29 protein-coding genes and 3 tRNA genes are annotated in these 21,654 nt (G+C 53.4%); 20 read left to right on the forward strand and 12 right to left on the reverse strand.

All coding sequences use genetic code 11. The features are described from left to right. Position 1: 1 nt before the first annotated feature. Positions 2 to 406, forward strand: coding sequence for a GGDEF domain-containing protein (locus HUE57_RS11270; protein ID WP_078484961.1), 405 nt, complete (start codon positions 2 to 4; stop codon positions 404 to 406). A 55-nt stretch (positions 407 to 461) separates the two neighbouring features. On the opposite strand, the gene HUE57_RS11275 is transcribed toward HUE57_RS11270, so the two are convergent. Beyond that, a complete protein-coding gene (locus HUE57_RS11275; protein ID WP_172840387.1) occupies positions 462 to 2,330 on the reverse strand; it encodes an ATP-binding protein in 1,869 nt (622 codons plus the stop codon). A 188-nt stretch (positions 2,331 to 2,518) separates the two neighbouring features. Continuing rightward, positions 2,519 to 3,496, reverse strand: a complete 978-nt coding sequence (locus HUE57_RS11280) for an FAD:protein FMN transferase (protein WP_078484963.1) — start codon at positions 3,494 to 3,496, stop codon at positions 2,519 to 2,521. A 271-nt stretch (positions 3,497 to 3,767) separates the two neighbouring features. On the opposite strand from HUE57_RS11280, the gene uvrY reads away from it, so the two are divergent. The 6 genes from uvrY (at position 3,768) to HUE57_RS11310 (ending at position 7,816) form a co-directional block, all read left to right on the forward strand. Next, on the forward strand, positions 3,768 to 4,424 hold the full coding sequence (gene uvrY, locus HUE57_RS11285) for a UvrY/SirA/GacA family response regulator transcription factor (protein WP_078484964.1): 657 nt from the start codon (positions 3,768 to 3,770) through the stop codon (positions 4,422 to 4,424). A 62-nt stretch (positions 4,425 to 4,486) separates the two neighbouring features. Then, entirely contained in the window at positions 4,487 to 5,143 is a 657-nt protein-coding gene (locus HUE57_RS11290) for a uracil-DNA glycosylase (RefSeq protein ID WP_078484965.1), read from the forward strand. A gap of 25 nt (positions 5,144 to 5,168) precedes the next feature. Beyond that, positions 5,169 to 7,010 carry an excinuclease ABC subunit UvrC gene (gene uvrC / locus HUE57_RS11295; RefSeq protein ID WP_078484966.1) on the forward strand — a complete coding sequence of 614 codons (1,842 nt, stop codon included), beginning with the start codon at positions 5,169 to 5,171 and terminating at the stop codon, positions 7,008 to 7,010. 14 nt (positions 7,011 to 7,024) lie between these two features. Further along, entirely contained in the window at positions 7,025 to 7,600 is a 576-nt protein-coding gene (pgsA, locus tag HUE57_RS11300) for a CDP-diacylglycerol--glycerol-3-phosphate 3-phosphatidyltransferase (RefSeq protein ID WP_174673195.1), read from the forward strand. 25 nt (positions 7,601 to 7,625) lie between these two features. Next, a tRNA-Gly gene (locus HUE57_RS11305) sits at positions 7,626 to 7,701 on the forward strand. Between the two features lie 41 nt (positions 7,702 to 7,742). Then, positions 7,743 to 7,816: transfer RNA gene (locus HUE57_RS11310), tRNA-Cys, on the forward strand. Between the two features lie 102 nt (positions 7,817 to 7,918). Here HUE57_RS11310 and HUE57_RS11315 read toward each other — a convergent pair. From HUE57_RS11315 to HUE57_RS11335, 6 genes are all read right to left on the reverse strand, one after another. Continuing rightward, complete coding sequence (locus HUE57_RS11315) at positions 7,919 to 8,431, reverse strand: MerR family transcriptional regulator (RefSeq protein WP_078484968.1); 513 nt, start codon at positions 8,429 to 8,431, stop codon at positions 7,919 to 7,921. 128 nt (positions 8,432 to 8,559) lie between these two features. After that, the gene (locus HUE57_RS11320; RefSeq protein ID WP_174673196.1) at positions 8,560 to 9,141 is read right to left on the reverse strand and encodes a hypothetical protein; all 582 of its coding nucleotides are present in this window, start codon (positions 9,139 to 9,141) and stop codon (positions 8,560 to 8,562) included. Further along, a complete protein-coding gene (locus tag HUE57_RS11325) occupies positions 9,138 to 9,353 on the reverse strand; it encodes a hypothetical protein (protein ID WP_174673197.1) in 216 nt (71 codons plus the stop codon). Before HUE57_RS11325 ends, HUE57_RS11320 begins: the two co-directional genes overlap by 4 nt. Then, on the reverse strand, positions 9,311 to 9,445 hold the full coding sequence (locus HUE57_RS19645) for a hypothetical protein (protein WP_272901959.1): 135 nt from the start codon (positions 9,443 to 9,445) through the stop codon (positions 9,311 to 9,313). The genes HUE57_RS11325 and HUE57_RS19645 overlap by 43 nt, the downstream gene beginning before the upstream one ends. Then, the gene (locus HUE57_RS11330) at positions 9,396 to 9,818 is read right to left on the reverse strand and encodes a hypothetical protein (RefSeq protein WP_174673198.1); all 423 of its coding nucleotides are present in this window, start codon (positions 9,816 to 9,818) and stop codon (positions 9,396 to 9,398) included. Before HUE57_RS11330 ends, HUE57_RS19645 begins: the two co-directional genes overlap by 50 nt. Further along, positions 9,812 to 10,270 carry a hypothetical protein gene (locus HUE57_RS11335; protein ID WP_174673199.1) on the reverse strand — a complete coding sequence of 153 codons (459 nt, stop codon included), beginning with the start codon at positions 10,268 to 10,270 and terminating at the stop codon, positions 9,812 to 9,814. Before HUE57_RS11335 ends, HUE57_RS11330 begins: the two co-directional genes overlap by 7 nt. Before the next feature lie 245 nt (positions 10,271 to 10,515). Between HUE57_RS11335 and HUE57_RS11340 the strand changes: the two genes are divergently transcribed. The 6 genes from HUE57_RS11340 to HUE57_RS11365 all read left to right on the forward strand — a co-directional run bounded on the left by HUE57_RS11340 (position 10,516) and on the right by HUE57_RS11365 (position 13,085). After that, a tRNA-Leu gene (locus tag HUE57_RS11340) sits at positions 10,516 to 10,599 on the forward strand. A 36-nt stretch (positions 10,600 to 10,635) separates the two neighbouring features. Next, positions 10,636 to 11,505: an Ig-like domain-containing protein gene (locus tag HUE57_RS11345; protein ID WP_174673200.1), complete on the forward strand. Its 870-nt coding sequence runs from the start codon at positions 10,636 to 10,638 to the stop codon at positions 11,503 to 11,505. A 22-nt stretch (positions 11,506 to 11,527) separates the two neighbouring features. Next, positions 11,528 to 11,917, forward strand: coding sequence for an Ig-like domain-containing protein (locus HUE57_RS11350; protein ID WP_174673201.1), 390 nt, complete (start codon positions 11,528 to 11,530; stop codon positions 11,915 to 11,917). Next, positions 11,835 to 12,281, forward strand: a complete 447-nt coding sequence (locus HUE57_RS11355) for an Ig-like domain-containing protein (protein WP_236860574.1) — start codon at positions 11,835 to 11,837, stop codon at positions 12,279 to 12,281. The genes HUE57_RS11350 and HUE57_RS11355 overlap by 83 nt, the downstream gene beginning before the upstream one ends. Before the next feature lie 241 nt (positions 12,282 to 12,522). Further along, the gene (locus HUE57_RS11360) at positions 12,523 to 12,906 is read left to right on the forward strand and encodes a hypothetical protein (protein WP_174673203.1); all 384 of its coding nucleotides are present in this window, start codon (positions 12,523 to 12,525) and stop codon (positions 12,904 to 12,906) included. Next, positions 12,903 to 13,085: a hypothetical protein gene (locus HUE57_RS11365; protein WP_174673204.1), complete on the forward strand. Its 183-nt coding sequence runs from the start codon at positions 12,903 to 12,905 to the stop codon at positions 13,083 to 13,085. The genes HUE57_RS11360 and HUE57_RS11365 overlap by 4 nt, the downstream gene beginning before the upstream one ends. Positions 13,086 to 13,616: 531 nt before the next feature. Here the strand turns inward: HUE57_RS11365 and HUE57_RS11370 are convergent. Beyond that, complete coding sequence (locus HUE57_RS11370) at positions 13,617 to 13,823, reverse strand: hypothetical protein (protein WP_174672502.1); 207 nt, start codon at positions 13,821 to 13,823, stop codon at positions 13,617 to 13,619. A gap of 378 nt (positions 13,824 to 14,201) precedes the next feature. Between HUE57_RS11370 and HUE57_RS19115 the strand changes: the two genes are divergently transcribed. Further along, on the forward strand, positions 14,202 to 14,426 hold the full coding sequence (locus tag HUE57_RS19115) for a DEAD/DEAH box helicase (RefSeq protein WP_420885686.1): 225 nt from the start codon (positions 14,202 to 14,204) through the stop codon (positions 14,424 to 14,426). A 436-nt stretch (positions 14,427 to 14,862) separates the two neighbouring features. Continuing rightward, positions 14,863 to 15,417 (forward strand): DbpA RNA binding domain-containing protein, encoded by a 555-nt coding sequence (locus HUE57_RS11380; RefSeq protein ID WP_420885687.1) that lies wholly within the window; start codon positions 14,863 to 14,865, stop codon positions 15,415 to 15,417. A gap of 355 nt (positions 15,418 to 15,772) precedes the next feature. On the opposite strand, the gene HUE57_RS11385 is transcribed toward HUE57_RS11380, so the two are convergent. Further along, positions 15,773 to 17,071 carry a DEAD/DEAH box helicase gene (locus HUE57_RS11385; RefSeq protein WP_174673205.1) on the reverse strand — a complete coding sequence of 433 codons (1,299 nt, stop codon included), beginning with the start codon at positions 17,069 to 17,071 and terminating at the stop codon, positions 15,773 to 15,775. A 164-nt stretch (positions 17,072 to 17,235) separates the two neighbouring features. Here HUE57_RS11385 and HUE57_RS19120 point away from each other — a divergent pair, with 164 nt between their 5' ends. The 3 genes from HUE57_RS19120 to HUE57_RS11395 are packed head-to-tail and all read left to right on the forward strand — an operon-like array spanning position 17,236 to position 19,956. Further along, the gene (locus HUE57_RS19120; protein ID WP_236725754.1) at positions 17,236 to 17,457 is read left to right on the forward strand and encodes a cation:proton antiporter; all 222 of its coding nucleotides are present in this window, start codon (positions 17,236 to 17,238) and stop codon (positions 17,455 to 17,457) included. Positions 17,458 to 17,471: 14 nt separating this feature from the next. Next, positions 17,472 to 18,851 (forward strand): cation:proton antiporter family protein, encoded by a 1,380-nt coding sequence (locus HUE57_RS11390; protein WP_236725753.1) that lies wholly within the window; start codon positions 17,472 to 17,474, stop codon positions 18,849 to 18,851. 25 nt (positions 18,852 to 18,876) lie between these two features. Beyond that, the gene (locus HUE57_RS11395) at positions 18,877 to 19,956 is read left to right on the forward strand and encodes an O-fucosyltransferase family protein (RefSeq protein ID WP_174673206.1); all 1,080 of its coding nucleotides are present in this window, start codon (positions 18,877 to 18,879) and stop codon (positions 19,954 to 19,956) included. Here the strand turns inward: HUE57_RS11395 and HUE57_RS11400 are convergent. Continuing rightward, positions 19,943 to 20,236, reverse strand: a complete 294-nt coding sequence (locus HUE57_RS11400; protein WP_174673207.1) for a hypothetical protein — start codon at positions 20,234 to 20,236, stop codon at positions 19,943 to 19,945. The two genes, HUE57_RS11395 and HUE57_RS11400, sit on opposite strands and share 14 nt — an antisense overlap. 103 nt (positions 20,237 to 20,339) lie before the next feature. On the opposite strand from HUE57_RS11400, the gene HUE57_RS11405 reads away from it, so the two are divergent. Beyond that, entirely contained in the window at positions 20,340 to 20,951 is a 612-nt protein-coding gene (locus HUE57_RS11405; RefSeq protein ID WP_174673208.1) for a hemerythrin domain-containing protein, read from the forward strand. A gap of 64 nt (positions 20,952 to 21,015) precedes the next feature. Further along, positions 21,016 to 21,174, forward strand: a complete 159-nt coding sequence (locus tag HUE57_RS11410; RefSeq protein WP_174673209.1) for a hypothetical protein — start codon at positions 21,016 to 21,018, stop codon at positions 21,172 to 21,174. 68 nt (positions 21,175 to 21,242) lie between these two features. Here HUE57_RS11410 and HUE57_RS11415 read toward each other — a convergent pair whose 3' ends face one another. Beyond that, positions 21,243 to 21,494 carry a hypothetical protein gene (locus HUE57_RS11415; RefSeq protein ID WP_078484643.1) on the reverse strand — a complete coding sequence of 84 codons (252 nt, stop codon included), beginning with the start codon at positions 21,492 to 21,494 and terminating at the stop codon, positions 21,243 to 21,245. Between the last annotated feature and the right edge of the window lie 160 nt (positions 21,495 to 21,654).

Consider the following 21,654-nt stretch of genomic DNA (forward strand, 5'->3'; position numbering starts at 1 on the left):
TATTTTTGAGCTTGAGTTGAAACGTGCAAGACGCTATGAAAAACCACTGTCAGTGATTTTGTGCGATCTCGATAATTTTAAGCAGATCAATGATAGTTATGGTCATCAGGTGGGTGATGAGGTGTTGATTGTTATTGCGCGGTTAATCCTGAAATCCGTTCGAGTGACGGATTTTGCCGGTCGCTGGGGTGGAGAGGAGTTTATGATTATCTGTCCTGAGTCCGATCTGAATCAGGCGATAAGAGTTGCTGAGAAACTCAGAATGGAAATTGAGATGCAGCCATTTTCTGAAATCGGTCAACGAACATCCAGCTTCGGTGTTGCAAGCTTTGTGTTGGGTGATGATATCGATGCCATGCTAAAGAGGGCGGATAGATGCACTCTATCGTGCAAAAAGAGGTGGTAGAAATCGCGTAAAAGCTGGGATTCCAAAATAGTGATACCAGTTGAGTCATGCTGACTCAGTGACTCTTATCGGTGAGGGGGAGGTCAAAGTAGAAGCTGGCACCCTCTCCCGGTGTGCTCTCGAGACCTATCGTGCCGCCGTGTCGTTCGATGATCTCCTTGGTGATCGCAAGTCCCAGGCCTGTGCCGCCGGTATTGCGTGTGTCGGATGAGTCGGCCTGAACGAATTTCTCGAAGATGCTCTGTTGATAATCGGCGGCGATGCCGGGGCCGTTGTCAGTGATTGAGATTCGGACGGTTTTATCATCGTGGCTCGTAGAGATGACAACCTCACCATCCTCGGGTGAGAACTTGATCGCATTGGAGCAGAGGTTTGAGAGGACCTGTATCAGCCTGTTTTTATCGGCGCTGATGGTGAGTTGATCTTCATCGCTTGGTTGCCAGCTGAGTTTGACGTTGTATTTATCGGAGAATCCCTGATTGGCGTAGATGGCATCGACCAGCAATGTCCTAAGATTGAGCGGTTTCATCTCGAACAGCGTATCGCTGTTTTCAATTTTGTTGATATCGAGCAGGTCGTTGATCAGCAGGGTGAGGCGCTCGCTGTTCTCGTAGGCGATGCGCAACATCTTTCTGGCCGTCTTGGGATCTTCATCAAACTGTCCGTTGGCGATGAGCCCGAGTGAGCCCTTGATGGATGTTAGCGGTGTGCGTAGTTCATGGCTGACGGTTGAGATGAATTCGTTCTTCATGCGCTCCATCTTCTTGCGCTCACTCGAGTCGTTGAAGGTCACCACCGCGCCGACAAGCGCCCCGTTTTTGTAGACCGGGGTGCTGGTGTACTCAATCGGGAAGCTGCTGCCATCCTTGCGCCATAACACCTCATCCTCAACCCGATGTACTTCACCGTCAGTAAAGGCGGCGTACATCGGGCACTCTTCGCTGGGGTAATCGGAACCGTCGGGATGGTTGTGGTGCACAATCTCATGGATCGGTTTACCGAGCAGTTCATCCACTTTATAACCGAGCATCTTGCAGGCGGCCGGGTTGATAAAGGTTGTATTGCCGTTCAGATCGAGGCCGTAGATACCGTCACCCGCCGAATCGAGCAGCAATCGGTTGTGTTCTTCGGACTCTATCAATGAGTTCATAGCCTGCTTTCGTTCACCGATCTCCTTCTCGATTCTGGCGGTACGCTCCTCGACCCGCTGCTGCAGCACCTTCGACTGGTTGCGCAGCCTGACGATGACAAAGGCGATCACCAATACAATGCCAAGTCCGATGGCAGCGTAGGCGAAGGTTGTATATCTCAGGCTCTCTTCGGTCTGCGCAATGATGTCATCGATCGGCAGGCTGATAACCAGTACGCCACGTACATCGCCCACCTGCCAGTCATCCTTGGGTGTGTCAGGGTAGGTGTTATGGCAATCAACGCAGGCCTGTTGCATCACATCGGCGGTGGCGTAGCGCAACAGAGTGGTTTCACCCGTCGACTCAAAACGGGAGAAACTCTGGTCGGTGTTTACAGAGAGAAAAGCCCAGGCATCTTTTTCAAATGCTCTCTGCACTCTCGATTCGCTTCTCCAGGGAAACGGATAGGGGCTGTAGAGCTGCGCCCTGGCCCCGGTGGCATGTTTGCCGATCTCTTCACCCAGTTTCATACCGAGTGTCGCTGGTAGTGGAATTGCGTTATCGCGATCCACATAGTCGTGAGTGACATCGAGACCCGATGCGCTCGCCTTCGACACCACCTCTGATGAGTAGAGGCTACGGAACTGGGTTAAAGCGACTGAATAGAGTTCAGCGGTTTTGAGCGCGGTGGAGTTGATCAGGTTCGATTGAAGTTGCGAGACATGCATCACCATTGCCGTAACAACAACGGTTAATAGAAGCAGTAGTGGAAAGATGATTCTGAGGTTTGTCATGGGGTCTAAAGGGGAGTCGCAACGGCAGTCGGTCATTCAGGCTAATTGAGTTTAATAGATAACACCAGCGGACAAGAGTATAGACGCTTGTTACGGGTTTTGTGTGTGGAGAGAGTCTAAACAGTAAAGGCGAGTCGTCTGGCACAGAACGGCTATCTGGATAGGACCGTACTGTTATCTCTGTACTGTTATCTCTGTGGAGTACCCAGCCCCGATGAGTAGTGCATCTTGCCCTGGTTATCGATGATGATCGCTTCGAGATCCGGTGAAGCCTCTACCAGTTTCATGCCAGCTTTCAGACCGAGCACAAACACCGTGGTTGATAAGGCATCAGTAGTGGTGGCGTTGGCGCTGATAATCGATACGCTGCGTAGCTCATCAACCGAGCGTCCCGTTGATGGACTGATGATGTGGTGATGGCGAATGCCGTCCTTCTCAAAGTAGCGCTCGTAGTCACCAGAGGTGGAGATGGCGGCATTACTCAGCGGTACGACCACCTCGCTGCGGCCTGGATTCCTTGGGTCACGGATACCGGTCATCCAGGGACGCCCCTGTTTGTTGCCGAGGATGCGGGTATCGCCACCGGCACTGACCAGTGCCTGGCTGATACCGCGCCGTTTGAGAAGAGCGATGGAGCGATCCACTGCATGCCCCTTGGCGATTCCACCCAGATCGATACGCACACCATGACGTGTATAGGAGATGCTCTGCTGCATGGGGTTAAGTATCAGGTGGCGGTAGTCGATGGTGTTGAGCTGTGCCTCGATGGTATCGGCACTGGGATTGATCTGATTGCGGTAGTCGTAGAGGTGGCCAACGCTGGCGAAGGTGATATCGAAGCTGCCGTTCGAGAGCTCTGAGACCTCGTTGGCGCGTTCAATGAGCTGGTAGAGTTCACTACTGATGACTACCGGTTGATTGGCCGCCTCACGGTTAACCCGGGAGAGTTCACTCTGTTCCTTGTAGGGGCTCATCAAATGGTCGATGCGGTGCATCTCCTCGAAGACCGCAGCGACGGCCGCCTTACCGAGCGTAGAATCTGAGTGCCACAGTTCGACTCGGATCAACGTACCCATGATGGGCTGCTCGTCTCTGTGCCACTCGGCCGTGGCCGATAGTGAAAGGGTCAGTAGGAGTAGGGCGGTAATCAGCTTATTGATCTGCATCGTTGCAGTATATCGCCGTGCATGTGGTGAATTTTGGCGGGATTCTATTTTTGTGAACCATGCAACGTGTAAAGTTTTTAACATCCGTTGTTAACTTTGGTTAATCGCTATTTACCACGCCTGATCTATGGTGTTATATCGCTGCTGCTTTTCTATAATTAATTTCCGTACTCCGTGATTAATGTCACAGTTCCGATGCTGTCATCGTATGACAATTGTTTGTCGTGGGTGGTAGACTCAAATCGGACTGAACGCACAATAAGGAATTGAGATGATTCGAGTTTTACTCGTTGATGACCATCAGCTGATTCGTACCGGTACCAAACGAATTCTAGATGATGCTGTAGGGATTGAGGTGATCGCTGAGGCGACCAGTGGAGAGGAGGCAATCGATTTTGTTCGTAAGAATGAGGTCGATGTGGTGATCATGGATGTCGATATGCCCGGCATCGGTGGTCTTGAAGCGACCACTAAGATCTCTAGTATCCAGCCCGGTACTAAAGTGATTATTCTCACCGTTCATACCGACGACCCTTTCCCCAGCCGTCTGCTCAATGCGGGTGCTTCGGGTTATATCACCAAAAACTGCGCCTCCGATGAGATCATTGCATCGGTGAAGACGGTCTTTTCCGGTAAAAAACATATCAGCCCCGATATCGCGCAGAGCCTCGCACTCTCGATGCTCGATGGCGATGAGACCCCATTCTCCAAACTCTCGCAACGCGAGATGCAGGTGATGATGATGATCACCCAGGGCTACAGTATCCAGGAGACCTCGGAGAAGCTTCACCTCAGCCCGAAGACGGTTAGTACCTATCGCTATCGGCTCTACGAGAAACTAAAGGTAGAGAATGATGTGGCGTTGACCCATCTGGCGATCCGCTACGGTGTGGTCGATACCAATATGCGAGATCAGGAGAATCTCTGACCCCTGGCACACGACCGAGTGGTAAGCTTGGCAGCCTCGAAAGCTACTCAGCACACTTTGCTATGGATCAAAAACTCAGTTTCGATGTCGATTGCCGCCTCTGCCCACGCCTCAGTGAATTCCTCGACGAGGTGGGTGAAGAGTACCCCGACTACCACGCCCGACCCGTTGCACCGTTTGGTGCGAAGAATCCCGATCTACTGATTGTTGGCCTTGCGCCCGGTATGCACGGCGCCAACGCCACCGGTCGCCCTTTTACCGGCGACTATGCGGGCGTGCTGCTCTACGAGACGCTGCACCACTTCGGTTACGGCAATAGACCTGAGTCGGTCTCGGCCGATGATGGGCTGAAGCTCAAGGGGTGTCGTATTACCAATGCGGTCAAGTGCCTGCCGCCGCAGAACAAACCGCTTACCTCAGAGGTGGTCGCCTGTAGCCCCTATCTGCAGAATGAACTGAATGGTCTGAAGAAGGGGGCTGTCGTCATGGCTCTGGGTGGTGTCGCCCATAATGCGGTGTTGCGTGCACTCGGGCTGAAGGCCTCACAGCATAAGTTCGGTCACAATAATCGTTACCCGCTCGAAGGCGATCGCTGGCTGCTCGACTCCTACCACTGCAGCCGCTACAACACCCAGACTCGTCGTCTCACCCCCGAGATGTTCCGTGATGTCTTCGCCTCGGCCGATGAGCTGCTGGGTAAAAAGGGTCGTAAGCGCTGAGCCCAATACGGCATAATCGCTGCACATGAGTGAAGAGCAGAACGACAATCCCCCCTTCGATCACAAGGCGTTTCTCAAAAGCCTGACCTCGAAGCCCGGTGTCTACCGGATGCTCGACGAGGCGGGAACGGTGATTTATGTCGGCAAGGCACGCAATCTCAAGCGACGTGTCTCGAGCTACTTCAACCGCTCCGGTCAGACGATCAAGACCCACGCGATGGTGGCGCAGATCCGTGACATTGCCATCACCATCACTCACACCGAGAGTGAGGCGCTGATCCTTGAGAACACGCTGATCAAGGAGCACAAGCCGCGCTATAACGTGCTGCTGCGTGATGATAAGAGTTATCCCTATATCTATGTCTCCACCGATGAGACCTTTCCGCGCCTGACCACCCATCGCGGTGCCAAGCGCGGCAAGGGGCGCTACTTCGGTCCCTATCCCAATGCCGGTGCGGTGCGTGAGAGTCTCAATCTGTTACAGAAGCTCTTTCAGGTGCGTCAGTGCGAGCCGAGCTTCTTTGCCAACCGCACGCGTCCCTGTCTGCAGTATCAGATCAAACGCTGCACCGCTCCCTGTACCGGACTGATCGACGAGGCGGCCTATGGTGAGGATGTACGCCGTACCACGCTGTTTCTCGAGGGGCGCAATAATGAGGTGATCGACGAGCTTGTCGAACGTATGGAGGCGAGTTCACAGAAGCTGGAGTTTGAGCAGGCGGCTCACTATCGCGACCAGATCGCCAACATGCGTCGGGTGCAGGAGAAGCAGTATGTGAGCGGTGAGAGCGGCGATCTCGATGTGGTTGGTGCGGTGCTGAAGGGCGGAACCGCCTCGATACAGCTCTTCTTTATCCGCAATGGTCGTAATCTGGGCAACAAAAGCCTCTTTCCCAAGGTGCCGCCTGATGCTGATCTGCAGGAGGTGGTGGGCGCTTTCATCGCTCAGTACTACTTTGAGCGCGAAGTGCCTGCCGAGATTCTGATCAATGTCGAACCGAACGAGCATGAGCTGCTGGAGGCGGCCTTCAGCGAGCGGGCTGGACGCAAGGTGGCGATCAGCAGTCGGCTGCGCGGTGAGCGCTCACGCTGGCTGAAGATGGCCGTCGCCAATGCCGAACATGCTCTCAGCGCCCGGTTGCAGAGCCGTGCCGGTGTCTATCAGCGTTTTGAGGCGCTGCAGGAGGCGCTCAAGCTCGATGAGCTGCCGGCACGCATGGAGTGTTTTGACATTAGCCATACGATGGGCGAGGCGACCGTTGCCTCCTGTGTGGTCTTCGGTCATGAGGGGCCGATCAAGTCCGACTATCGCCGTTTTAATATCGAAGGCATCACCGGTGGTGATGACTATGCGGCGATGAACCAGGCGCTGATGCGACGCTATACCCGCTTGAAGAAGGGGGAGGGGATACTGCCCGATATCCTCTTTATCGATGGCGGCAAGGGGCAGCTGAGTGAGGCGCGTAAGGTGCTTGATGAGTTGCAGGTGGAGGGTGTGACGCTGGTCGGTGTGGCCAAGGGGCCGGAACGGCGAGCCGGTATGGAACAGCTCTTCTTGTCCGACTCCAAGGCCCCCATTATACTGCCCGATGATTCGTCGGCTCTGCACCTGGTGCAGCAGATACGGGATGAAGCCCACCGCTTTGCCATCACCGCCCACCGTCAACGCCGTGCCAAGGCACGCAAGCGTTCACCGTTGGAGGATATTGAGGGGATGGGTCCCAAGCGCCGACAGCAGTTGCTAAAACAGTTTGGTGGGCTGAGAGAGATCGCACGCGCCGGTGTCGAGGATCTTGCCAAGGTACCCAGTATCAGCAAGGCACTTGCACAACGGATATATGACCAGTTTCATAACGACAATGACTGAAAGGGCAGGGCTCAATGCCACTGAACATTCCTAATCTGCTCACGCTGCTGCGTATCGCACTGATACCGGTCTTCGTCGTGGTCTTCTATCTCCCCTATAGCTGGTCAAATGAGGTCACCACCCTGATCTTCGCCCTGGCCGGTCTTACCGACTGGCTCGATGGTTATCTGGCACGTCGCCTCAAGCAGGAGTCACCCTTCGGTGCCTTCCTCGATCCGGTCGCCGATAAGCTGATTGTTGCCGCCGCACTGGTGCTGCTGGTACAGGCACATCCCACGCCGCTGCTGGCGATCCCCGCGCTGATCATCATCGGCCGTGAGATCGCTATCTCGGCACTGCGAGAGTGGATGGCAGCGATTGGTGAACGGGTGAAGGTGGCGGTGATGATGGTCGGCAAGCTCAAGACCAGCGCCCAGATTGGGGCCATCCTGTTGCTACTCTATGGAGACTCAATCGGCCCTTTCCCCACCTACGATGCTGGCATCGTGTTGATCTATGGCTGCAGCCTGACGCTCTGGTCGATGATCGTCTACCTCATCAAGGCATGGCCAATTTTACAGGAAAAGTTCATAACTTGGCTTGACAGATAAGCTGGCCGATGTAGAACCGGCTCTCGCGGGAATAGCTCAGTTGGTAGAGCACGACCTTGCCAAGGTCGGGGTCGCGAGTTCGAATCTCGTTTCCCGCTCCAAATACTAGACCCTGGTCGATTGACCGGGGTTTTTTATATCTGGCCGGATAGCCAAGCGGTTAGGCAGAGGATTGCAAATCCTTGTAGCCCGGTTCGACTCCGGGTCCGGCCTCCACTAAGAAGAAAGACCTAGCGTTTTCGCTAGGTCTTTTTTTGTCTGAAACTCTTGTTTCGGGAGTAGTGAAGATGGGTGGTCTCGTCCCTGAGACCGTTGATGTTACAGGCTACGGATTCGTGCTATCTCTTCGGCATGAATGCCTAAAGACTCAAGAAACTTCTGATGCTCGTCCGGCTCCATCTGCTCAAACTTCTGGTGCCATGTTCGCATCGCTGCTTCATCAAATCCTGCAGCCGACATGATTGCTACCCAACGCTCTTTAGTTACCATGTTTTCCTCCAACAATTTTGGTTCCTGCAGTAAAGCGACTATCGCCTTCTGCTGTCTCCTAAGAAGGTTGATCTCTTTTCCCAGTTCATTGAGGTGATCTCTCAAAATCTGGAATTGAGACGCTCCCTGTTTACGATCGAGCAGGTCACCTATGTTTGCGACGGGTATCCCATACGAACGGTAAGCGACAATCGCCTCCAACCGCTCAATCTCACTGTCGCCGTACCACCTGTAGCCGTTATCCGAACGATTAGCAGGCATTAGCAAGCCCTCACGCTCGTAGTACAGAATGGTCGCTCTGGAGATGCCAAACTTTCTGGCGATCTGGGTCACCGTCAACATAAAGTCACCAATTGCCGTCGAAAAACAATCATGAACCCTGATCCTATAGACGGGTCAACACCAATTTTTAAGATAAAAAAACGACGCTCGATTGGATCGGCATCGTTTCGATGTGGCTGGGGAGGTGGCTACTGCGCTTCGGGCGGCGCCTCTGCCTCTCCCAGGTCGGGTGTGATGGCGTCGAACACGCTGCCGATGGTGCTACCGATACTGGAGGCGATCTCTCCGGTGCGGTTGCCCTTGTTCTCCGCCTCACGCTGTTCCTGTACCCGTTCTGGCAGCAGGATCTCAGCCACGCTTAGAGGGGTGGTCTGGGCCTGCTCCACAAGCTCAATACCCTGTTTGCTGAGTGCACTTAGAAGCTGGGGAGAGGCGCGACCAGAGAGCCATAGAATTCGCTTGCTGGTTGAAGGCCTGGTAAGAGCCTCGATCAAACCATTGTTGGACTCACTCAGGGTGAGGTAGTCGGCGATTACGGGATAGATCTTGTTACCGCTCCAGTCGACCAGCTGTAGTTGCCCATCCTGACTATGGAGATTGATCACGCGGTCTCTGTTGGTGTGGTAGTTGTAGATCAGCTCAGCCTGCTGCTGGGCGTGGCGACATGCCATCTCGGAATCAGCACCGCTGTTGCTTTTCAGTAGCGCCTCTCTACCGAGCGCCCCTTCCAGGATGCTGATAGCTGCGACCTGTCGTGTGAGGTGGTTCACGCTGCAGATGGGGTGGTAGACGAGCTGGGTCGACTCCTCTTCCGCTGACCGCCATGGATAGCGAAGCGAAGGCGGTTAGTCCGCGATAGTCGACGCCGTCTGCATATTCGTAGTTGAGAGCGCGAGCGGACGACAGAAGATGCAGCAGCGGCTTTATGTCGGCGTAGAGTCACTGAGGGAGTTGTGTAGAGCCGCGAAGGGTGATTACGCAACGAACGCAGGACGTCGGGGCGCCGTAGGCATAAATGGTCGCGTTAAGTTTTGCTGTTTGCTTGGGCTGGATGCCCAAAACAAACTTTCGCAAAATAGCGACTCCCCGAGCTAAGGCCGATTTTCTGCGCCGACTGATCAGCGGCCTTTAGCATCGTGGTGGGGCTGATCTTCCAGCCGTTGGGGTCGCTCTGGGTACCGTTGCTGATGCGTACCGAGACCGAGGCAACCATCGGTGCCGCCACCATCACCGCCTCAATCGGTGCACCACCGGCAAATACCGACCACGCCACATCATCCAGCTCCTCCTGCAGCAGTCTGTTACTGGAGTAGGGATCAACACCCAGCTCGGCAGCGAGACGGCGTTTAACGGTGTTAAAACCGAGCAGGTTCTTGGCCAGCGTATCGTCTTCATCACTGCTCTCCTTGCCGATGCTGGAGATAGCCGCGCCTACGTCACTTAGCACATTGCCGATGCCAGAGGGATAGATTCAAGCGTGCCGACCGGATCGGTGACCAGATTACGCGTCAGACTGATCGGTGCCTCGGCAGCAGCCATAAAGCCCTTCTGGAAGGTGTCGCTCTCCTTCATCTGCCGCAGTGCCACAATCGCCTCGATCTCGTGGGCGCGCTCACGCAGCAGCGAATCGGTGTGGACCACGAGCGACTGAATCTCAGAGCTGAGCTGGTAGCTGTTCATCCTGCCGTCATTCGCCACCTCAGGCTCGATACGGTAGTGCTCAGAGGTCGTGACTGATTCATCCAGCAGTGTTGCAGCGGTCAGCGTAACGGCGGGCTCATATGGGGTGGCGTGCTGGTAGTCGCACTGAGTGTGGCTGAGCCAATCAGCAGTGTTGCGCCGGTGAAGATAGATAGAAGGTGAGACGGCTGGGTTCCATTCATAATCTCGTGCTCTCATTGTTATTAGGGTGATCGACTGCCGCTGCAGCCCTGCACTGAGCCGATCATATCAGCATCCCTGCCGAGAGAACCAACCCGGCAAGATTAGTCGCAAATTGATAACGAAGAGCCTTTGAATGAGCCGGGGGTAGGGTATAATGCCGCTCGGTGCAGAGGACGACCCCGCAATAGGGCGCTTCGGTACCGAGAGATCACGTATCGCGCGCGAATCACGCAGCCTCTGTGATCGAGTCACCGCATCAAGCCCGGGTGGCGAAATTGGTATACGCAGGAGACTTAAAATCTCCCGACCGCAAGGTCGTACCGGTTCGACTCCGGTCCCGGGCACAAATAAAACAATAGGTTACGAAATTAACACACACCATGTTAAGGACAACATATGCATGCTCGCTTTGCTTCAAATGTACATTTAATCGGAATTGTTTTGTTATATCGACTGCTCTTGCTGGCTGTATAGAAATTGAGAATCAGACACCTGATGCTAATAATTTAAGCCTAGCTACAGATGAAGACACACCCAAGGCGATTACCCTGGCGGGCAACGACAGTGATGGCAGCATCAGCACATATACGGTGAGCACCAATCCTGTCCACGGGGCGTTGAGCGGCACCGCACCAAACCTGACTTACACTCCTGCAGCCAACTATTTTGGCAGCGACAGCTTCACCTTTACCGTGACCGATAATGAGGGAGCTACTTCAGCCGCGGTGGCGGTGAGCATTACTGTTAATTCGGTCAACGATGGGCCGACTGCAACAGGTCAGACGACGAGCACCAATGAAGACACACCCAAGGCGATTACTCTGGCGGGCAGCGACAGTGATGGCAGCATCAGCACATATACGGTGAGCACCAATCCTGTCCACGGGGCGTTGAGTGGCACTGCACCAAATCTGACTTACACTCCTGCAGCCAACTATTTTGGCAGCGACAGCTTCACCTTTACCGTGACCGATAATGAGGGAGCTACTTCAGCCGCGGTGGCGGTGAGCATTACTGTTAATTCGGTCAACGATGGGCCGACTGCAACAGGTCAGACGATGAGCACCAATGAAGACACACCCAAGGCGATTACCCTGGCGGGCAACGACAGTGATGGCAGCATCAGCACGTATACGGTGAGCACCAATCCTGTCCACGGGGCGTTGAGTGGCACCGGACCAAACCTGACTTACACTCCTGCAAGCCAACTATTTTGGCGGCGACAGCTTCACCTTTACCGTGACCGATAATGAGGGAGCTACTTCAGTCGCGGTGGCGGTGAGCATTACTGTTAATTCGGTCAACGATAGGCCGACTGCAACAGGTCAGACGACGAGCACCAATGAAGACATACCCGAGGCGATTACCCTGGCGGGCAACGACAGTGATGGCAGCATCAGCACGTATACGGTGAGCACCAATCCTGCCTACGGGGCGTTGAGCGGCACCGCACCAAATCTGACTTACACTCCTGCAGCCAACTATTTTGGCAGTGACAGCTTCGCCTTTACCGTGACCGATAATGAGGGAGCTACTTCAGCCGCAGCAACGGTGAGTATCACCGTTAATTCGGTCAACGATGAACCAACAGCTGCGGTGGATAGCTTTAGCGCCACAGGCAACACGAAAAACCTTTGCTGCCCCTGGTGTGCTAGCAAATGATAGTGATACAGAATCACCAAGCAATGCCCTGACAGCCACAACAGGTACCATAGCGACAAGCAAAGGAGGCTCGGTAACCATGAGTAGTAACGGAAGTTTTGTCTACACGCCTCCTGCAAACATTAGCAGTGATAGCTTTCAATACACACTGAATGACAATGACGGTGTGGACCCTAATTCTGATGTTGGCACCGCCAATATTTCTCTGAGTGGTATGGTGTGGTACGTGGATGATTCGGCTGCTGCAGGTGGCGATGGAACCTCTGAAAACCATTTAACACTCTTGCAGCTGGCGCAGCGGCAGCATCAAGCGCAGAGACTATCTTTGTATATTCTGGCTCATATAGCGGTGGCATCACCCTGACAACAGCAGGCCAACTAATCGGTGAAGGAGAAGGACTGTCAGTAAGTGGGCTAACGATTGCAGCGGGAACACCACCCACCATTACAGCGACTGGAGGCGTCGATGCTATCACCGTATCTAACGGCAACACCATCAAAGGCGTTACCCTAACCGGCAATGCAAGCGTATCCGTGGAGCAGGTATCACAGGACTGACGGTACAGAATGTTACATTGTCTAATACTGGTGGTGACAGCATCAGTTTGTCCAACTCAATTGGAACCGTAAGCCTGAGCGATAGCAGCATAACGAACAGCTCCACCGCAGTGGATGGTCTGGATATCGACAACTCCGGTCTCGCTACCGGCATCCTGATCTTGACAGTGGACGGACTCGCCTTTAGCGGTGACACCACCCTCAGTGGCATGCAAAATGCTGTCGATATTATTACCAGTACCTCGAGCACAATTAATGCCACCATTACTGGCAGCAGCTTTACTAACACATGGAAAGACGGCATCGAGATTGATATCAATGGTACCAGTGGTAGTGACAGCATCACCATCGGTAACTCTAGTAACCGTAATACCTTTACTGGTGTCAGTACGGATGTAATGGACTTCTCTGTCCAGGTGGTTCCTCAGTGAGCTTCAATATCAGCGGCAATGATACAGACGGAAATGGTCTTTCTCTAGCTGATGGAATCGATCTCTTTGTTAATGATAATGCTACCTCAACGATCAATATCATCGATAATAGCTTCGTTGATTTAGGGACAGTTCAAGCGACAAAACCATCAAGATCTTTGTCGGAAATCTTGCTGTAGCTCACAGCCGAGCTGATATCACCATAAGCAATATTCGCTTATCAATAATACAGCCACAGGATTACTCATCGATAACTTCGGTGACTCAGATGTCAATGCGACAGTAAGCAACAATACATTTAGTGCCAATGGAAACAACGATGGCTTGACAGTAATTACTACGATCGCCAACACAGAAACCTGCTTGGCAGCGAGCGGCAACACTTTTCCAACGGTGATCATCTCTCTTACTGAGACTGCTGATGGCAGTTTTCTTCAGATTCCGTCCATGGCAAAATGCAGCTGCACTTTCAGCGTCGAATGGTGGCGTTACTGTCAATACTACAGGTGGAGTTGGATACGCCGAGGCTTGTAGTATCCCATGATATCTGGCCACAATAAGTGGGGTCAGATGAAACTTTATAGCTAACCTTTCATACAACTTCTGCTCAATTACCCAGTGCTATTGGACAATAAAGGCAGCTATTCCAACGCTGACCGCCATGGAGAGCGAAGTGAGGGCGGTTAGTCCCGATAGTCGACGCCGTCTGCCTATTCGTAGTTGAGAGCGCGAGCGGACGACGAAGAAGATGCAGCAGCGGCTTTATGTCGGCGTAGAGTCACTGAGGGAGTTGTGTAGAGCCGCGAAGAGGTGATTACGCAACGTACGCAGGACGGTCGGGGCGCCGAAGGCATAAACGGTCGCGTTAAGTTTTTGCTGTTTGCTTGGGCTTGGATGCCCAAAACAAACTTTCGCAAAAATAGCGACTCCCGGTTTTCTATCCCCTGAGAGTGCCACTCTGTAGTCTGAGAGCTAAAGGGGCGGTACCCATATAATAAGTCTGTTTGAGCAAGCCTGATAACGCCTCACTGTAGTCGCTGTGCTACCCGCTGGAGGTATAGTGGCGCACTCTCGACCTCCAAACTCCTGTAGCTAGCATGTCTGCTGCTACATCCAGACAGGAATATCTCCCTTGAGCAACACCGATTTCTCTAATCTTAAGCTGCATACCGATCTGTTGAAGAACCTATCCACGCTTGGTTTGAGTCGATGACACCGATTCAGGAGTCTGCCCGCATTCTGGCCAGGATGTGATTGCCAGGAAAGACGATCGAAGGGCGCGTTTGGATTGGGGCGTGCAGCAGGCTCGAGGAGTTTCGGGCAGTCGTTGGTGCTCTCGTCCGACGCGTGAACTGGCTGACCAGGTAGGGAAGGAGATTCGTCGACTGGCGCGCTCCATTCCCAATATTAAGGTGTTGACGCTCTGTGGTGGGGTTCCGTTTGGTCCACAGATCGGTTCTCTGGAGCATGGGGCGCATATCATTGTCGGTACGCCGGGGCGTCGTTGGAGCACTTCGTAGGTCGGAGCTGGAAGCTGATTGCTGGCCGGATAGGCGGGCATGCTGGAGATGGGTTCCAACGGCGCTTGATGCGATGTCGATGAGACTTAAAGCGTCTGACGCTCTTTGGGGCCACCTTTCCACCAAAGATCGAGTCGATTGCCAAGCGCATTATGGTGAAGCCGATGATGGTGCAGGTGACCGCAACACATGATGACTCCACTATCGGTCAGCACTTCTTCAAGGTGGCTGATTATGAACAGCGCCTGGAGGCAACGCGCTGCTGTTGACGCACGACCTGATCGTGTGGTCTTCCTAATAAAGCGTGAGGCGCGACTTTAGCGCACCTCACCAGATCGGTTAGTCGTTGCAAACGCATTGGTGATCTGGGAACAGCGTACGGGTCAGGCGCTGGTGCAGTTTGCCAGCAAGAGTGTCTCGACTAGGTGGCACCGATGTGGGCGCTGGTCGATATCGAGCCTTGATGCGTGGTCACTATCCATGCTCTAACGATCCGATTGCACACCACCGTATCGGTCGTACCGGACGTGCGGGCAGTAAGGGTGTTGCCTTCTCGCTGTTCAGCGACAAAGAGCACTACAAGGTGGAGATGCTAGGCCACTTTATCGACCGGACCATTGTCGGTGAGACGCTTCCGCCCCAGAGTGTGTTGGGCAACGAACCGGTGGCGCCAGAGATGGCGACGCTGCAGATTGACGGCGGCAAGAAGCAGAAGCTACGTCCCGGCGATATTCTCGGTGCCCTGACAGGCAAACAGGGTATCGAGGGCAAGCAGGTCGGTAAGATTCAGATCTTTGATAACTGGGCCTATGTCGCCGTCTCGCAGAAGGCGGTGAAGCGCACGAAACTGGTGAGGAAGATGAAGGGGCGCTCGTTCAGAGTACGCCGGGTCAAGCGTAACTCCTCTCGATCATCGATGGTGGAGTCGAACTGCGGCTCTGAGCCAGGATGGTCTAGTGCGTCTTCTACGTTGATCGGCTTTTGCTCGTAAGTTACTTTTCCTGTTTCTGTCTTCTACGCGCTGGCCATCATTGGGCTCAGACTTCGGCTTTTGGCGGTTTCGAAGCTTTCGGTTTTTGGGCGCAGGTCGAAGGCGCACTGCGGGTATCGTCAGGCTGCGCCACATATCGTTTCAGCTCGTTTGATCAGGCTCTGATCTTGGAGGTTAACTCATCGGCACTGACCAGCGATACCGCTTCACCGCTAAGACCCAGCGCCGGTGCGACCGTGCGATGTATGTAGTCCTGCGCTACGATGGGGCGGTTCGAAGTTGACCACCTGGTGCTTAACCCTCTCGATTGCATCTATGGGGCGGAGTTGAAAGGCGGCTCCGACCCCGGTGTGGTCTACGTGCGTCTTCTACGTTTGATCGGTTTTTTGCTCGTAATTACCTTTTCCTGTTTCTGTTTTCCTACGCGCTGTCCATCTTTGTGCTCAATCTTCGGCTTTTTAGGTTTCTTGGGCTTTTTCGGTTTTTTTGGGCGCAGGTCGAGACGCGACTGCGGTAGCTCGTGCACCGGCTCATAGCCGCCCACATACTCCCGTTTTAGCTCATGTTTGATCAGGCTCTCGATCTTGGAGAGGTCGTCAAACTCATCGGCACTGACCAGCGATACCGCTTCACCACTAAGACCGGCACGCCCGGTGCGACCGATGCGATGTATGTAGTCCTGCGCTACATGGGGCAGGTCGAAGTTGACCACCTGCGGCAGCTGGTCGATATCGAGGCCACGGGCGGCGATATCGGTGGCGACCAGAATCTGGATTGTTCCCGCCTTGAAGTCGGCAAGCGTATTGGTGCGGACCGCCTGACTCTTGTTGCCATGAATCGCAGCGGTTTTGATTCCCTTATTGCTTAGGTGCCGCGTCAGGCGGTCAGCACCCTGTTTGGTCTTGGTGAAGACCAGTACCTGTCCCCACTGTTCCGTTTTGATCAGATGGGTGAGCAGGTCAGGTTTACGTTTTTTGTCGACCGGGCAGAGCCACTGTTTGACCGTTTTGGCAGTGGTGTTGCGTGGTGTGACGGATATCTCGACCGGATTGTTAACGATGGTTTTGGCCAGCGTGCGAACCTCATCGGAGAAGGTGGCCGAGAACATCAGGTTCTGACGCTGTTTCGGTAGCAGCGAGATAATTTTGCGAATGTCGTCGATAAAGCCAAGATCGAGCATGCGATCGGCCTCATCGAGTACCAGCACCTCGAGCTGTTTAAATTTCACCGCATTCTGGTTGTAGAGATCGAGCAGACGCCCCGGCGTGGCTACCAGCAGATCGACACCCCTTCGCAAGGCCATCATCTGCGGATTGATCTTCACCCCGCCATAAACGACGGTAGAGCGCAGCACCAGATAACGACCGTAGGTACTAATGTTCTCACCGACCTGTGCTGCCAGCTCGCGGGTGGGAGTAAGCACCAGTACCCGTGCCTGATTGGCCTGCGCACGTTCGCCGCTGGAGAGCCGTTCCAGAATTGGTAGGGTAAAGGCTGCGGTCTTGCCAGTGCCGGTCTGAGCCGCTGCCATCAGGTCACGACCCGCCAGTACGGCGGGAATCGCCTCGGACTGGATGGGGGAGGGTGACTGGTACTCCTGGTCGGCAAGGGCATCGAGGATCGGCTCGGAGAGGCCCAGCGAGGCAAAGCTCATATCTCTATCTCTTCTGTTCTATCTGTCGGCCAATTCATCTGGCTGGGAGGGAGCTTACCGCTTCTTCTCACGGGGGGCTATGACTGCACCTAAAGGGTGTGTGGTTGGCCCCTGTTATCCGGCATAATGAACACTCCTTTTCGGATGGGATAGGGCGTAGATCAATGGACTTTGAGTGGGTAGCAATAGCACTGGGCGATGTTGAGTGGATCACGCTCGCATTTCTGCTTGGTTTTCTGGCCAAAGGCATCGGCCTGCCACCACTGGTCGGCTTTCTGGCGACCGGTTTCGCGCTTAACTACATGGGTTTCGCGAGCGGTGATCTGCTACAGAAACTGGCCGATCTCGGCATTACGCTGCTGCTCTTTACCGCGAGCTTGGTCTGAAACTGAATTTAAAGATGCTGATCAGACCGCAGGTCTGGTCGGTCACGCTAATCCATATTTCGCTGGTTATTGCGCTATTCGGTGCTGCAATCTTTGTTCTGGTGCTATTGGGCGCACCACTTTTTGCCGGTCTCGATTTCAAGACCACGTTGATGGTCGCATTTGCGCTGAGCTTCTCTAGCACAGTCTTTGTGGTCAAGGCGCTGGAAGAGAAGGGCGAGATGCGCTCACTGCATGGCCGCATTGCTATCGGCATCCTGGTTATGCAGGACCTGGCAGCGGTGATCTTCCTCGCCGCCTCGACCGGCAAGATTCCCTCGCCCTGGGCACTGCTGCTGTTCCTACTGATTCCGCTGCGCCCGCTGTTTCATTATCTGCTCAACAAGACTGGCCACGGTGAGCTGCTGATTCTCTATGGGCTGGTACTGGCGCTCGGTGGTGCGGAGCTGTTTGAACTGGGTGGGGTGAAGGATGATCTGGGGGCGCTGATTATGGGCGTTTTGATATCAAGCCATCCCAAGTCGATCGAACTCTCGAAGACAATGCTCGGTTTCAAGGATCTCTTTCTGGTCGGTTTTTTCCTCTCAATAGGCATGACGGGGCAGCTGACGCTGGAGGCGCTGATTATCGGTACGCTGTTGGTGCCGTTCATGTTTGTAAAGTCGGCGCTCTTTTATGGGCTGATGACCCGTTTCAAGCTGCGCGCGCGTACTTCACTGCTGGCGACGTTGAACCTGAGCAACTACAGCGAATTTGGTCTGATCGTGGCAGCTATTGGTGTTTCCAGCGGATGGCTCGATAGCGAATGGCTGGTGGTGATCGCTATCGCACTCTCTCTCTCCTTTGTCGTCGCAGCACCGCTCACGAGCAGCGACGATCAGATCTATAGTCGTTTGCGTGGTTTCTGGATGCGCTTCCAGCGAGATGAACGTCTGGCCGATGATCGGCTGCTCGATACGCTTGGAGCGACGATAGCGGTCTTTGGCATGGGGCGAGTTGGTAGCGGTGCCTATGAGAAGATGCGCGAACTGCATGGTGACATCGTGGTCGGCATCGACTTTGATGCCGATGTGGTGAGGTGTCACCAGGAGGAGGACCGCAAGGTGTTACATGGCGATCCGAGTGATGCCGACTTCTGGGAGAAGATTGAACAGGACCACTCCATTCAGCTGGTTATGCTGGCGCTTCCCAATCTAGAGGCAAATCTCGATGCGCTGTGCCAACTGCGTGATATCTCATTCTCGGGGCGTGTTGCGGCAACTGCAAAATTCCCTGATGAGGAGCTCGTGCTGCGAAGGGCTGGGGCGACGGCGGTATTCAACATCTATACGGAGGCGGGTACCGGTTTTGCCGACCATGTTGAGGCGTCCAATAATCTGGTTGTGAAGAGGTGATAGCAATTGGAATGTAGGAGAGTGAATGAATCAACTTGTTGCACCGTATATGTCTGCGCTTAAGCGATATTGGCCAACTCGGAATAACAAGAAGTTATCCCTTCGTCAATCACAGAAAAACGTAGATTGTCAGTTTGAAAAGTTTGTCGAGGCTCAGGGAGAGCGACCACTGCTTGTTATCAAGGAGAGGGATGTTGGACTTTTTTCTCTGTTCTTGCAGGTCATCAATACGCTGTTGTGCAAGGAGGAGCAGTCGTTGCAGTGTGATGTGGTTGTTGATTTTAGTGGTCATCAGGCTTACTTCACTGGCACAAATACATGGGATGAGTGTTTCGAAAGTTTGAATGGTCTCGACAGCAGTGTTGAGGTATCACTACGCCGTGTGCAAAAGCACTATGGCCGTAGAGTTAAACAGATGAGGTTTTGGGATCTTTTTGGATCTATCTACCGCGTTGATAGCGGCTTGTTCTGGAGTGCTTCCTACTATCCTCTGTTCAATTCAACCTCTGCTGAGCATCATATTTCTCACAAGCAGATCCCTACCGATAGTGATCGTCAACGGGCGAACAAGGTCATTGGGCGATATATAAAGGTTAACCGAGGGCTTCTGGAGAAGCGAGATGCCTTTGTTGCCGATCATTTCAAAGGCAAGCGAGTAATTGGCGTTCAGTTTAGAGGGACAGACGCACGGCACGACAGTCGCCGCACGATCCCCAGTTACGAGCGCTTCCATCGTGTGATCAGGGATGAGATATCAAATATCGATTCTGATACCGATGTGGTTATCTTTGTGGCTAGCGATGAACAGGCTTTTGTCGACGATATACGTGGGCAGTTTCACAATGTAGTTTCAGCCGAGGTACTGAGAGATGAAGGAGGTGTCGTTGAAGGACGAGGGCCGCGAAAGTGGCTGATGCCAAACTTCATTGAGAGAGATCGAAAGGGCGCGCTCGAAGGCGTAATGCTCGATTATCTGCTTCTTTGCCGGTCTCAGGTGCTTATTCATAACTTCGGTGGTCTGACCAATGCTGTCTTGCTTACTGAGCCTGAAATTAAGAGTGTGTTGATCAGTGAGGGGTATTTGGAACCTTTCACCAAGAATTGATAAAGATCCATTCTGTTTTTCCCTCGCTGACCGCCATGGATAGCGAAGCGAAGGCGGTTAGTCCGCGATAGTCGACGCCGTCTGCATATTCGTAGTTGAGAGCGCGAGCGAACGACGAAGAAGATGCAGCAGCGGCTTTATGTCGGCGTAGAGTCACTGAGGGAGTTGTGTAGAGCCGCGAAGAGGTGATTACGCAACGAACGCAGGACGTCGGGGCGCCGTAGGCATAAACGGTCGCGTTAAGTTTTGCTGTTTGCTTGGGCTTGGATGCCCAAAACAAACTTTCGCAAAATAGCGACTCCCCGAGTGTGACTGGGGTGTATTGCGCAGCAAAGATGGTCTAAGGTCGTTGGTAAGATAAATGGGTTTAAGGATGATATTTAATGCATAAGACTTTGGCGCGACTCTATCGGGATCACCTCAATTCTAATCGTTTGATGGATATTCTTGAGGGGCAGTTGGAGGTGCTTAAATTCACCAAACCACTGCCTGCAAAGCTGATGAGTGAGATTGTCAGTTACGTCCGGGAGTACACCGACAAAATTCACCACCCCATTGAGGATCATCTCTATCAGGTTCTACTGGCTCGTACCGACCGGGGACATGACGAGATGGAAGAGCTATTGGGACAGCATCTGATTGTGGTCGATCTGACGCGTAAGATGCTTCAGGCTGTTGATAGTGCCGATGGTGGTGATAATGACTCTATCGATCGGCTCATCGAAGCGGGTAGGGAGTTGATCTCTCATCAGCGAAATCATATGAATTTCGAAGACCGGGAGTCGCTATTTTGCGAAAGTTTGTTTTGGGCATCCAAGCCCAAGCAAACAGCAAAACTTAACGCGACCGTTTATGCCTGCGGCGCCCGACCGTCCTGCGTACGTTGCGTAATCACCTCTTCGCGGCTCTACACAACTCCCTCAGTGACTCTACGCCGACATAAAGCCGCTGCTGCATCTTCTCCGTCGTTCGCTCGCGCTCTCAACTACGAATAGGCAGACGGCGTCGACTATCGGGACTAACCGCCCTCACTTCGCTCTCCATGGCGGTCAGCGCCGGATGGCATTTCCTCTGTTGCAGGAGGAGCTGAAGGATGAGGACTTCGATATTGCTGCCGGAGCACTGCCAGATGATGAAGATCCACTGTTGGATCCAAATATCGCTACGCGCTATCCAGAGCTATTTAGTTATCTGAACAAGGGTGAATTGATGGTGTGATGATGGCCCACTGATGGGCATGGTCAGAGTTCTGCCGTTATATATCTCTCTAACTTCTTAGGGAAATGCTAGGCGCTAGCTGCAAACTCTTCCGATCCATTCGATTGCCACTGCCGCACCACGTTGTAACTGTCATCGTTAAAACCGAAGAGTTTGAATGAGAGACACGCCTCAATAAGACGCTTGATCACCTTCTGAAAACAGTCGTCGTCGTGGCCCGACATCAATAGATCGTAACTTCCGTGACTATTGCCGACGTAGAGCAGTAGGTTGTGGGGTGAACCGGATTTACATCTTTCGCACAGTTTCTCGCTGTGCATGGTGATTACATCTTCTCGTTTTAATGGACAGTCCTGGCAGCTCATGGCCTTATCATCCCTGTGGTTTGGTAATAGCTTACAGTAGTTGTATGGATTACCCTCAGCAAGGTAAGGATTTCTACTTGATCTGTAAGTAATTGCTTACGTAGTGTGAGCCTTG

Origin of the sequence: Candidatus Reidiella endopervernicosa, from assembly GCF_013343005.1 — a bacterium.
GTDB lineage: Bacteria > Pseudomonadota > Gammaproteobacteria.